The sequence below is a fragment of the Poseidonocella pacifica genome, from assembly GCF_900111875.1.
In the GTDB taxonomy this organism is placed as follows: domain Bacteria; phylum Pseudomonadota; class Alphaproteobacteria; order Rhodobacterales; family Rhodobacteraceae; genus Poseidonocella; species Poseidonocella pacifica.
The window spans coordinates 599,590-612,633 of sequence record NZ_FOJU01000002.1 but is presented as its reverse complement, the minus strand read 5'-3'; the positions used below and the strand labels follow the sequence as shown (position 1 = coordinate 612,633).

Genomic DNA, 13,044 nt, shown 5'->3' with positions numbered 1-13,044 from the left:
TCGGGCCGGCATACAGGAGTTTGCCATGAAACCTGTCGAGCAGGTCTGGTCGCCCGAACTGGCCGCACATTACGAGAGCCAGGGGCATTGGCGCGGGGAAACTTTCCCCGCCCTTCTCCGCCGTTGGGATGCGTTGCATCCCGAACGCATTGCCATTCAGGATCGGACCAGCGCTTGGACCTATGGCGATCTGGCCGACCGGGCCCATCGTTTCGCGGCCGGCCTTCGCAAGGCCGGGTTGCAACCGGGGGAGCGCGTCCTGGTGCAGATGGGGAATGTGCCTGAGTTCTTTCAGGCGGTCTTCGGTCTCTTCGCCGCCGGTCTGATCCCGGTCTATGCACTTCCCGCCCACCGCCGTACCGAGCTTGAGCATCTCGCCCGCAAATCCGAAGCGGTTGGTATCATCACCCAATCACGCATCGCCGGGTTTGATCACGCGGGGCTGGCGCAGGCTTTGGCGGACACGATCCCCGCGCTGCGCCATGTGTTTGTCGCGGATCCTGACCTTGAAAATGCCTGCGCCGAACCTGCCGCGCTGCCTGAAGATCCGTCTGCGCGATCGGTGGCATTTCTACAGATTTCCGGGGGGAGCACCGGGCTTTCCAAGCTGATCCCCCGCACGCACGACGACTATATCTATACTTTGCGCGAAAGCGCGCGGATCTGCGGACTGGATGCTCAAAGCGTCTATCTCGCGGTGCTGCCGGTCGCGCATAACTTCACCATGAGTTCTCCGGGCGTTTTCGGGACGCTCTATGCCGGTGGGCGGGTCGTGCTGGCCGGGGACCCTCGGCCGGAAACGGGCTTTGCCCTGATCCGGGAACATGGGGTTACGATGACCGCACTGGTGCCGCCGCTGGCGATGAAGTGGATGGATACCGCCGAGCGGATCGGGGCGGACATTCCGTCGCTACAGGTGCTGCAGGTTGGCGGGGCGAAGTTTTTGCCCGACGCCGCGCGGCGGGTGGCGCCCGTGCTTGGCTGCACCTTGCAACAGGTCTTTGGCATGGCCGAGGGCTTGGTGAATTATACCCGGCTGGACGATGACGAGACGACCATCACCGAGACACAGGGGCGGCCGATCTCTCCTGACGACGAGATCCTGATTGTCGATGATGAGGATACCCCCGTCGCGCCGGACGAGGCAGGGCACCTGTTAACACGCGGTCCCTACACGATCCGCGCCTATCATGACGAGCCTGCGGCCAACGCGCGGAGCTTTACCGCGGAGGGTTTCTATCGCACCGGCGATATCGTGCGGCAGCTTCCGACAGGGCATCTTGTGGTGCAAGGACGGGCGACGGATCACATCAATCGCGCGGGGGAAAAAATATCCGCAGAAGAGATCGAGGATCATCTCATTGCCCACCCCGACGTTCTGGACGCGGTCGTGGTTTCCGTCCCTGATGCCCAGTTGGGTGAGAGAACTTGCGCCTTCATCCTCCCGCGCGGCGGGGCGCTGGAGCCTGCGGTGTTGCGACGCTGGATGCGAGGCCGCGAGATTGCCGCCTACAAGATCCCTGATGAGATGCGGATGGTCGATGAGCTTGGCACCACCGCCGTGGGCAAGATCAGCCGGCGGGCTCTCAGGGCCCAGCTGCAAAAAGACATGACCGAAACGGAGGCGACGACGTGAGCAACGCTCTGACTCAGGACGAAATGCGGGCCGATATCGCCGATGCTCTTGGTGTGACGCCGGAAGCGATCGCTGATGATGCCAGCCTGATCGACCTCGGGGTCGATTCCATGCGTATGATGGATCTGATGTCGGCGTGGGAAGCGCGCCAGCCGGGCCTCGATTACATGGATTTCATGGAATCCGAAACTCTCGCCGCATGGTGGGGGATCGTCTCGGCCGGACAAAAGGCATGAGCGATCCGATCCCGCTTTGCGCCGCGCAAGAGGGGATCTGGTACGCTCAGGTACAATCCCCTGAAAGCCCGATCTTCAACACCGGACAGGCGCTGCACCTCCACGGCTGTCTTGATGTCGAGGCGATGCTCAGGGCGATGCGCAAGCTGGCGCAGGAAGCAGAATGTCTGCGTCTGCGCTTTATGCAGGGCGAAAGCGGCCCGGTGATGTGGCTCGAACCGGACGGCGCGCCGGAGCCGAGCTTTCGGGACCTGAGCGAAGAAGACGCCCCCCGCACCGCCTTTGAGGCGGCGGTTCTGGTGGAGGCACGTACGCCTGTAGATCTTCGGCGGGGGCCCATTTCCGCATTGACCCTCTGGTGGCTTGGTACAGACCACTTTGTGGTGAGCCAGCGCGTGCATCACCTCGCGGCGGATGGCTACGCAAACCTGCAACTCACACGGCGCCTTGCGGCGCTTTACGAGGCTGAAACCTCCGACCGTCCCGCACCTGCGCCCTTTGGACCATTCGATCGGATCGCGGAGTGGGACCGGGCGCAGCGCGAGGACCCGGCGCGGCGCGTCGAGCGCGTATACTGGCATGATCATCTCGCAGACCTCGCGGAGGTGGGAAGTTTCAAACCAGGCGCCGCGCAAAGCGCTGCGTGGTTTGATCGGCAGGAAGTGGAGCTTTCCGCAGAGATGCGGGCCGGTTTGGTCGATCTCGCGGATCGAACCAGAATTGCATGGCCTGACCTCGTCACCTCTTTGACTGCCGCGTACTGTGCCCGAAGCGTAACGGAGGGCGAATCCGTCCCCGGTATTCCGCTTATGAACCGTCTCGGCTCCCCAGCGGCGCGCATCCCCTCAACCCAAGTAAACGTTCTTCCCTTCCGGCATCGGTTTGATGAGGATGCTCCCCTGACAGACGCCGTTGCGGACGCAGCCAAAACGCTGGCTGAGATGCGCCGGAATGGACGGTATCGGGGGGAGATGCTGCGCCGCGAGTTGGGCCGGGTCGGGCAGGGCCGGCGCCTGCATGGGCCGCTCATCAACGTTTTGCCCTTCGATCCATCCCCTCGTATCGAAGGTCTGCGCACGTCGCTGCAAATTCTGGGCGCCGGATCGGTCGATGATATGACCTTTGCCTTTCGCGGCGATCTGCGCTCCGGTCTCATCTTGCAGCTCGACAGCAATCCCAATCACTATCGGCGAGACGAGGCAGCGGCGCACCTTCACCGACTGTGCGAGTTCCTGCGCGCCAGCGTGACGGCGGCACGCCTCGCGGATGTGCCGACGATTTCCAAGGCGGAATTCGACCGGCATGTTCATCGCCGCAACGCCACGGCTCATCCGGTCCCGGAAACCACGCTGTCGGCGCTGATCGAAGCGCAGATGAAACGCAGCCCTGACGCCGTTGCCTTGCGTTTCAAAGGAGAGGCGCTCAGCTATGCGGAACTGAACCGGCGAAGCGCCGCGCTGGCCGGTCATCTCGCCGCGCGGGGTATCGGTCCCGAGGATCGCGTGGCGGTGGCGCTGCCGCGGTCGATGGAACTTCTGGTCGCGCTCGTCGGGGTGTTGCGGGCTGGTGCAGCTTATGTGCCGCTTGATCCCGAGGATACCTCGTCGCGGCGGACGGACATGCTGACGCGCGCGGAACCCCGCGCCGTGCTCGCGGCGCCAGATTTTCCCGCCCCGCCCGACCTGCTGATACCGCCCCAAGTCTGGGCGGAGGTCGGCGGAGCACCGGTGCGCGCGAAACCCCGCGATCCGGCCTATGTCCTTTTCACTTCCGGCTCCACAGGGCGGCCCAAAGGGGTCGTGGTAGAGCATGACGCCATCGTCAATCGCTTGCTCTGGATGCAGAGCCATTACGGAATTACCCGCGCCGACCGGATCCTGCAGAAAACGCCGGCTACCTTCGATGTATCGGTCTGGGAGTTCTTCCTGCCGCTGATTGCTGGGGCGACGCTCGTGATTGCGCCGCCGGGAGCGCACCGTGATCCGCGCGCACTCGCGGGCATATTGCGCGACGAGGGGATCACGGCCATGCATTTCGTCCCCTCCATGCTGACCCTCTTCCTCGACGCGCCAGAAAGCGAAGGTCTTGCAATTCCGCAGGTTTTTGTCAGTGGCGAAGCCTTGCCGAGCAGCTTGGCCACGGCCTTTCACAGCCGGATCAAGGGGCGGCTGCACAACCTCTATGGGCCGACCGAAGCGGCTGTTGATGTGTCTTACCGGGAGGCGGGCGAGGCGGAAGAGGGTCTATCCGTTCCGATCGGCAGGCCGGTGTGGAACACGCGCCTCTATTGCCTTGATGCCCGAAAACGCCCAGTCCCCGATGGTGTAACGGGACGGCTCTATCTTGCCGGACGGCAGCTTGCCCGTGGCTATCTCGGGCAGCCCGAACTGACTGAGGAACGTTTCTTGCCGGACCCGTTCCATCCCGGTGAGCGCATGTACGACACCGGTGATCTTGCCGTTGCCACCCCGGAGGGGGAATTCGTCTTCGTCGGGCGCGCTGATGGGCAGGTAAAAATCCGCGGTGTGCGGGTTGAGACCGGTGAAGTCGAAGCCGCGCTGACCGAGACCGGCCTTGTCCGGCAGTGCGCCGTCATGGCGCAGGATGCGCCCTCGGGCGGGTCCAGGCTCATCGCGTGGGTTGTGCCGCGCGAGGGGGATGTCACGTCGGACATGCTGCGCTCGGCACTTGCGCAACATCTTCCGAGCGCGATGGTGCCCGGCGTTTTTGTCCTGCTCGACGCCCTGCCGCTCAACCCAAGTGGCAAGCTTGATCGAAAGGCGCTTCCGGCCCCGCGAGTCGAAACGTTCGTGCGCTCTGCCGCTGAAGGGACAGAAAGCCTGCTGGTGCGTCTCTACGCCGAGGTTCTCGGGCTTGATGGCGGGATTGGACCTGAAACGGATTTCTTTGCGGCTGGGGGCGATTCCCTTAGTGCTGTTCGTCTCTCACTTCGGGTGGAGGAAGAAACGGGGCGCGATCCGGGGTTGGGTCTTATCCTCGAGGCGCCTGTGGTCGCCGATCTGGCGCGTCGCTTTGATGCGGCAGCCGCACCATACGAGGGGCTCTCTCCGGTGCTGCACCTGTCGAAAGGGGGGCGAGCGCCTCTCTTCGCTGTCCATCCTGCGGGGGGCATCGGATGGTGCTATCGCGGGCTTGCGGGGGCCTTGTCCGACCGCCCCCTGATCGCGTTGCAGTCCCCCTTGCTGACGCCTGAATGCCCTGCACCGGGTGCCCTTGGGGATCTGGCGGAAAGCTACTGTGACCGTGTCGAAGAGGTCGTGCCGTCGGGGATGGTTCATGTCGCCGGATGGTCCCTCGGCGGGTTGATCGCGCAGGATATCGCTGTCCGGCTCGCGCGGCGGGGCAGGTCGGTCGGGCTGGTCGGGTTGCTCGATTCCTACCCGTCCTCCTGTTGGCGCGATGAACCGGAACCCTCAGCGGATGACGCGCTAAGGGCCTTGCTCGCAATTGCCGGGCATGACCCGGAAGCCTATCCCGAACTGCGTGGTCGCGACCGAATTGTCGGCTTTTTGCGCGCGAAGGGCCATGCGCTTGCGGCGCTGCCAGAGCCCGTACTGGATGGCGTGATCCGATCTGTGCAGGAAACCAACCGTCTTGTCCGAGGGCATCGTGAAGCTCGCTACGACGGCCCCGTTCTGCACGTGCGCGCAGCGCGGGATCACGTAGGCACCGCCCTTCGTCCCGAGCTTTGGGAACCTTTCGCTCGGCGTGTCGTATGCGCCTCGCTTCCCTGTCTGCATGGTGAGCTTTTGGCCGAACGTCATCGGTTCGATCTGGTGCAGGCTTTGGAGGCGGTCATGGCGGATGCGGAGGGTGGTGCAAATTCACCACGGGCAAATCTCGTTATGTCCGACTAATTTACTAAGGTTTATTCTCATTGTAGATAAACGGTCGAAAAACTTCTGTTTTCGTAGTCGCCAGGTAGCCGACGCCATCCCGCCAGACGAAGCAACCTAAAAACCATCGTCTCAAGGACAGTTATATGACTTGGTATCCGAACGGCCGTTGTGCCGCCCTCGCGGCGACAGCGCTTACAACCTTTGCATTGCCCGCCTATGCCCAAGAGGTCTTTGACCTGGGCACCATCACGGTCAAGGCCGCATCCGAGGAGCTCAAGCAGGCCCTTGGCGCATCGACCATCACAGAAGAGGATCTGGAGCGGGCGCTCATCACCAACGACGTCTCCGAACTGGTGAAACGTCAGCCCGGCGTAAACCTGACCGGCAATACTTCAACCGGAAGGCGCGGCAACCAGCGTCAGATCGACCTGCGTGGGATGGGGCCGGAAAACACGCTGATCCTGATCGACGGCCGCCCGGTCCTGTCGCGAAATTCGGTGCGCATGGACCGCTCCGGGGAGCGGGATACACGCGGAGATTCCAACTGGGTTCCGGCCTCGGTCATTGATCGCATCGAGGTTGTCCGTGGCCCGGCGGCGGCGCGCTATGGTTCGGGATCGGCAGGGGGTGTCGTCAACATCATCACCAAGGCAGCGTCGGAACCCACGACGGAACTTAGCCTGTTTGCCGAAGTGCCGGAATCCGACAAGGAAGGCGCCAACTACCGCGCCACGGCGGCCTTTTCCGGCCCCATCGGGGAACGGCTCAGCTATCGCAGCTACCTGAGCGCCAACAAATCCGAGGCGGATGATGCGGACATCAACGCGGATGCGACCGAAGAAGGGGGCGCCATCGCCGCCGGGCAAGAAGGTCTGAAGAATTACGACCTGAGCACTCTCTTGGAATTCCGGTCCGACGCGGCGAATACATGGGGCGTGGAGCTTTCCTACAGCAAACAGGCAAATCTCTATGCTGGCGATTCCCTCTTCCAGTCAGTGGATAGGGTGTACGACACGACGACTGGCGAAGCGCTGGCTGATCTGGTTGGTGAAACCACCAACACCATGCAGCGCTCCGCACTCGCTCTGACCCACCGCGGGGACTATGATTTCGGCACGTCCAACAGCTTCCTCCAGTGGGAGCATACGGACAACAAGCGCCGCACAGAGAACCTTTTCGGGGGCGTCGAAGGGATGTTCACAGGCGACGATTACAACGTCACCCTGCTCGACAACGTATCTGCCAAAACGGAGTGGAACCTCTATTCGCAGGCCTTCGGCGTGTCTCAGACCCTGACCCTCGGCGCGGAATATCGCGGCGAGTTCATGAAAGACCCCTCGTCGCTGCAACAGGCCACGATGGTTGAGGTAGAAGGCACGGAAAGCGATCCAGCAGACCGCGACGATACGTTGGAGGCACATCTGATCGGTCTCTATGTCGAGGAAAACATGGAACTTGATTGGGGCGTGACCCTCACCCCGGGGCTGCGGGTTGATCACCATTCAACGGCAGGAACCAACTGGTCACCATCGCTGAACATGTCGTGGGAAGCGACGCCTGAGATCACAGTCAAGGCAGGCGTAAGCCGAGCCTTCAAGGCGCCCAACCTGTTCCAGACCAATCCAAACTACGTGTATTTCACCAATGGCAACGCCTGCCCGGCGGATCGCGTAAGGCCCGCGGGCGGATGCCATATCCTCGGCAACGAAGATCTGGAGCATGAAACGTCGTGGAACAAGGAGATCGGAATCTCCTACCAGAACCTCGAAGGCTTCAACGCTGGGCTGACCTTTTTCAAGAATGACTATGAGAACAAGATCGGCGCCTCGCTGGAGCCTTTTGCGACTGTAAGCGGCTCCGAGATCTACCAGTGGGAAAATGCCGAACTGGCCGTGGTCGAAGGGTTCGAGGGCAACTTGCGTGTTCCGCTCAGCGATGCTTTGACATGGACCACCAATGCGACGGTCATGCGGCGTTCGGAAAATCGTGATACCGGACAGCCCCTGTCGCTGGTTCCAGATTACACGATCAACACTCAGTTTGATTGGGACTATCGCGACAACTGGTCCTTCACGCTTGCCATGACCCACTACGGCGCGACCGAGAGCCCGACGCAGTCGGCGACCAATGGGGCCAAAATCGAGAATGCCGATGACAGAGACCCGTATACCTTGGTGAACCTCTCCACGAACTATGAATTCGACCATGGGTTTTCGATGCAGGCGGGCATCAAGAACCTCTTCAATACGGAGATCCTTCGGGAAGGCGCGTCGAACGACGCCGGGGCGAACACCTATAACGAACCGGGGCGTTCTTACACGCTTGCTCTGACCAAGTCGTTCTGAACCAGTTGCCCGGGCGGGGGTCGCCCGGGCTATCCTTTGGGCTAGGCGCGGTATGCTTCTCCACAGGCGCATCGCGCCTTCAGTCGTGCGATAAGGATGGCGAACGGCAACACCTGACCATGCCCCCCTCAAGGCAGACTCCGACCGTGCTTCCATCCGGGCACGTCACTCCCTCAGGTCGGGCGTTGCCGTTCGACCAACATGCAATCGCTTGCCACTCACGGTATTGATTGCCTTCGGTATTCCTGCCGCCCTGAAGCGCAACCCTTGGGTGGTGGGAATGCCGATCCAATACCTCCTCACCTATGTCACTACTTCTGCTTTGGCTGCTGCATTCCCTGCGCAGCAATGGCGCGGAATTGGGGGAGCACAGCCCCATGAGTAAGGGACTGGCGCGCGTCTATTTGCCCTTCAGTTGTCCAAGGAAAACCCCGTTCGGCGGGAGGATGATGGCGCCGTCTTCTACAGTGGCTCCGTTCGATGAGAGCAGAGTTTCAGGTACCTCGGTGATCGGTAGCCGCTCTTTGCTGTCGCGAAGATTGAAGGCGCAAATTACTCCGGGCTCCCTCACAAACGCCAATATCGCGCCCTTGCTCGTGAGAAACCGCGTGCGTCCGGTTTTGAGTGCCGGCGTCGCCTGCCGCAGTGCGACCACCTGTTTGTAGAAGTTGAGCACGCTTTGGGGATCGTCGATCTGAGTATCAACGGCGCGCGATTGTTGCGGCGGTTTGACGGGAAGCCACGTGGACGCGGCGGCGGAAAAGCCCGCGTGCGGGCGCGCCTCTTCCCAGACCATTGGCGTGCGTTCCGGATCCCGCCCCTTGTTGTCGGGCCAGAAGGTCTTGCCCTCCGGGTCCACAAGTTCCTCGAAGTTGAGATCGGTGTCGGTGAGCCCCAACTCTTCTCCTTGATAGAGGCAGACCGAGCCCTCGAGGGAGAGCAGTATTCCTGCGCAGAGCTTGGCCAGCGCATCCTGATCTGCACCATAACTTGCCCACCGGCTCAGATGTCGAGGCACATCGTGGTTGGAAAATGCCCAGCACGGGAAACCACCGGGCGAGTCCACGAAAAGCGCGTCGATCTGCTTGCGGAAATGCTCGGGCGTGAAGGTCTTGCCCATGAATTCCATGTTGTAGGCCATGTGCAGCCGTTTGCCGGAAGTGTATTCGACCAGCCGCTCGACCGGATGGTGGCCCTCCCCAATCTCTCCGATGAAAACACGCGCGTCATACTCATCGAGCACCGCGCGCATCCGTTCGAGAAAGGCCACGTTTTCCGGGCGGTTCTTTGAATAGATGGGATACTGCATCTCGAATGTCTTGTAGTCCGGCTCCGTCTTGGGGCGATAGTCAGCCGGGTTGTCGCGCAACTGTTCATCGTGAAAGATGTGGTTCGCGGCGTCGATCCTGAACCCGTCGACGCCTCGGTCGAGCCAGAACCGCAACGTCTCCAGCGCCCAGTCCTGAACCTCCGGGTTATGGAAGTTGAGGTCCGGCTGTTCCTTGAGAAACTGGTGGTAGTAGTATTGCCGCCTGCGCACATCCCATGTCCACGCAGGACCGCCAAAAATGGATTGCCAGTTGGTGGGGGGAGACCCTTCGGGCTTGGCGTCCGCCCAGACATACCAGTCGTGTTTGGGATTTGTACGGCTCGACCGGCTTTCCTGAAACAGGGGGTGCTGGTCAGAGGAATGAGACAGCACCTGATCAATAATGACCTTGAGCCCCAGATCATGGGCGCGTGCGACCACGCGGTCGAAATCTTCGAGGGTACCGAAGGTGGGATCGATATCGCGGTGGTCGGCGACGTCGTAGCCCATGTCGATCATCGGGGAGGTAAAGACGGGAGATATCCAGATCGCATCCACCCCCAGTTCAGCCACGTGCGGAAGACGCTGTGCTATCCCCTCAAGGTCGCCCATCCCGTCTTCGTTCGCATCCTGAAAGGACCGGGGATAAATCTGATAGGTAATCGATCCGCGCCACCACTCGTCTTTGTTTGTCATCCTGCCCTCCGGGTTCTGAATTCCCCCGACCCTCGCTCATGTGGCGAAAGATGCAAGGGCAGAGAGGCGATGAGCGCGAGAGAGACGTGCCCGGGCCCTCGAGGGGCCCGGGATTTCAACGAAGCGTCAGGCTGCGTCTTCTTCCTGATCTTCGGGGGCGATACGCCATTCACTCTTGGTCTCACTGGTCTTGCCCGTCCGGAACTGTCCGGAAAGCTCGGTGAGACGCCGCGCTTCTTCGGTGAGCGATTGGCTCGCGGCGGCGGTTTCCTCACAAACGGCGGCGTTGTGCTGCGTCGATTGTTCGAGTTGCGTCATCGCATCGTTGATCGCGGTGATCGTATGCGACTGCTCCCGCGATGCGGTGGCTACGGCACCAAGTTCGTCGGAGATCTGGGTGATCATCTCGATGATGCTTCGCAGCGCATCCCCCGCTTCGCCCACCTCACAGACGCCACGGTCAATCTGGCCGCGGGTGGCGGAAATGAGATCGTTGATCTCTTTCGCCGCGGACGAGGACCGTTGCGCAAGCTCCCGTACCTCGGTTGCGACCACGGCAAAGCCACGACCCTGCTCCCCGGCCCGGGCGGCTTCGACACCGGCATTGAGCGCAAGCAGGTTGGTCTGAAAGGCGATGCTTTCGATCATGTCCACGATCTTGGCGATTGCCTGAGACGAGCTTTCGATCTCGGACATCGTGGAGACGGCATTTTGAACCACCCCGCTGCTGCTGACCGCGTGTGACCGTGTCCGCTGCATGATCGTATCCGCTTCGCTGGTCCGTTCGGAGGTCGAACTCGCGGTGGAACTCAGCTCCGTGAGTGCTGCGGATGTCTCTTCAAGCGTGGCGGCGACATCCTCGGTGCGCCGGGAGAGGTTGTCTGACGCCGTCGCAACTTCGCTTGCGGAGTCTTCGACCACCGTGATGCTGCCTGCGAGATCGGAGACAAGCGAAGACAAGGTGCCGACAGCCGCGTTGAAGTTGCTGCGCAGTTCCTCATAACCTTCGGCGAATTCCACCTCGATCTGACAGGTGAGATCACCATCGGCCAGACGTGAGAGGGATGCCGCAAGTTCAGACACGACCGTCGTCTGTTCGGCGGCGCGCACCGCGCGTTCCGCCTCCGTGGCGGCGCGGAGTTCTTCGCGCCGACGCATCTCCTCGGCTTCGGCCTTAGCCTTTTCCTCGATCCGTCGCTGCTCTTCGAGACGTTCGGCCTCCTCGCGCTGGCGGCGTGCCTCTTCTTCGCGCTTCTCGTTCTCAAAGGCTTCGATGCGTCGCTGTTCTTCCTGCTTCTGCATCTCGGCACGTTCGATCAAACCATCGCGGAAGATCGTGAGCGCCTTTGCCATGCGGCCGATTTCGCCACCGGTTTTGTCGAAGCCCGTTACAGGGGCCATGTCGCCAGCTGCGAGCCGTTCGGTCACGCCAGTTACACGGGACATCGGGCGCAAGATGAGCCACCAGGTCGCCGCAAGCGCCAGCAGGAAGATCACGAGACTGATGACAGCGACGCTCGCCATTTGCGCTTCGGCGGTTTCCGACTGGGCGACCAGACCTGCGCCTTCTTCGACAAGCCCATTGATGGCGCTTGTGCCGAAGCTGCTCACCGTTTCGGCGATCTCATTGAGGTTCGCGCTGGCGGCAAGCGACTTGGTGGTCGCATTTTCCATGGCCTGCAACATCCGGGCCCGTGCGGCGACGATTCCGTTGTCGGGATCGGCGACAGCCGTAATGCGGGAGATCAGGTTCGTGAAGTCTTCGGAAAGCTCCAGTTTGCTCTGCGCGTCGACAAGCGACACGGCTGCTTCAGAGATAGCCCGTTGTGCCGCATCAATGCCATCAAGCGAGGTCACAGATGCCCCGAGCAAGCTGGTCGCAACGAGGGAGCGCAGCGAGACATTCATGTAAGACGCGGCGCGGAGCCGGCCCACATCCACATCAAGCAGCGTACGGATGGCGCTCTCGTTCGAACTCGCCGTATCTTCACTGTGAATTATAAGCTCAAAGCTCACGTCATCGACGGCGGAGGACAGCGCAGCATCAGTTGTCTGACGAAGCTGCAGCAGTTCGGTTCGCCGCTCACTCGCGCTTTTCATGAACTGGCCGCCAGCGTCTTCGAGAGTCGCAAGGAACTCGTAGAGTGGATCGAGGTACGGAATGACGGATTCGTATTGGGAGAGGACGTCGAGCGACTCTTGCAGTTCCGCGAAATTGGAGTTGCGAAGATCGCGAACGATGGACGCGAGGGCCTCATCCTTGGTTTCTGTCAAAACAAGCGATGTGCCCGTCAGCAGGTTGACCTCGGCCCGCGCTTCCAAAAGTTTGGTCAGCATGGGGAAATCGTCGGCGACGAGTGAACTGAAGGTCTCGGACACGCTGGCGATCGTATCTTCGCCGCCCATGCTGAGATCAAAATAGGCGTCGTCCGCAAGAACGGTTAGCTGAGAACTCGCCTCGGTCGACATGTCCCCCAGAGCCGCGATCATCGAATTCATGGTGGAACGCGCTTCGAATTGTTCCTGCAATGCGCTGTGCATCTCAGAGAGTGGATTGTCGAACTGTGACAGAAGGTTATGGATCTGTGACGCTGCATCCGCCGGAAGCCGGTCGACCTCTGTGGACAGCGTGCTGCGGTCCTCTTGCATGGTCGATACCGCTTGCTTGAGCTCTTCTGGGGACTGAACCAAGAGGAGCTGCGAAAGACTTCCGCGCATATTGCCAGCTTCTTCGATGACCGAGACACTGGTCGATACCCGTGTCTTCAGCGTTTCCTCGAAGGTCTTCAGCGAACTTGACAGCGATTGGAACATAAAGAACCCAATCGCGATTGCGGCGGCCGTCATGGCCCCCATTGCCATCAGAGAAAGAGCTACCTTAAGCCCGATACTTCCGAGTGCGTCTTTAATTTTTCCAAACATGCCCGTAGCCTTTTGTGGTGGACGCGAAAGGCGGGCCGAA

The 13,044-nt window shown here is 61.2% G+C and carries 6 protein-coding genes; 4 read left to right on the top strand and 2 right to left on the bottom strand.

From position 1 onward, the window contains the following. The first annotated feature begins 25 nt into the window (after positions 1-25). The 4 genes from BM234_RS08070 (at position 26) to BM234_RS08055 (ending at position 8,077) form a co-directional block, all read left to right on the top strand. Positions 26-1,636, top strand: coding sequence for a (2,3-dihydroxybenzoyl)adenylate synthase (locus BM234_RS08070; protein ID WP_092062903.1), 1,611 nt, complete (start codon positions 26-28; stop codon positions 1,634-1,636). Continuing rightward, the gene (locus tag BM234_RS08065; protein WP_092062900.1) at positions 1,633-1,872 is read left to right on the top strand and encodes a phosphopantetheine-binding protein; all 240 of its coding nucleotides are present in this window, start codon (positions 1,633-1,635) and stop codon (positions 1,870-1,872) included. The genes BM234_RS08070 and BM234_RS08065 overlap by 4 nt, the downstream gene beginning before the upstream one ends. Continuing rightward, positions 1,869-5,750 carry a non-ribosomal peptide synthetase gene (locus BM234_RS08060; protein WP_175501223.1) on the top strand — a complete coding sequence of 1,294 codons (3,882 nt, stop codon included), beginning with the start codon at positions 1,869-1,871 and terminating at the stop codon, positions 5,748-5,750. Before BM234_RS08065 ends, BM234_RS08060 begins: the two co-directional genes overlap by 4 nt. A 125-nt stretch (positions 5,751-5,875) precedes the next feature. Further along, positions 5,876-8,077: a FepA family TonB-dependent siderophore receptor gene (locus tag BM234_RS08055; protein ID WP_092062893.1), complete on the top strand. Its 2,202-nt coding sequence runs from the start codon at positions 5,876-5,878 to the stop codon at positions 8,075-8,077. Between the two features lie 400 nt (positions 8,078-8,477). Here the strand turns inward: BM234_RS08055 and BM234_RS08050 are convergent, their stop codons facing one another. Together BM234_RS08050 and BM234_RS08045 are read right to left on the bottom strand one after the other, a co-directional pair. After that, the gene (locus BM234_RS08050; RefSeq protein WP_092062890.1) at positions 8,478-10,082 is read right to left on the bottom strand and encodes an alpha-glucosidase; all 1,605 of its coding nucleotides are present in this window, start codon (positions 10,080-10,082) and stop codon (positions 8,478-8,480) included. Positions 10,083-10,208: 126 nt separating this feature from the next. Further along, positions 10,209-13,004, bottom strand: coding sequence for a methyl-accepting chemotaxis protein (locus BM234_RS08045; RefSeq protein ID WP_092062887.1), 2,796 nt, complete (start codon positions 13,002-13,004; stop codon positions 10,209-10,211). Positions 13,005-13,044 lie beyond the last annotated feature (40 nt).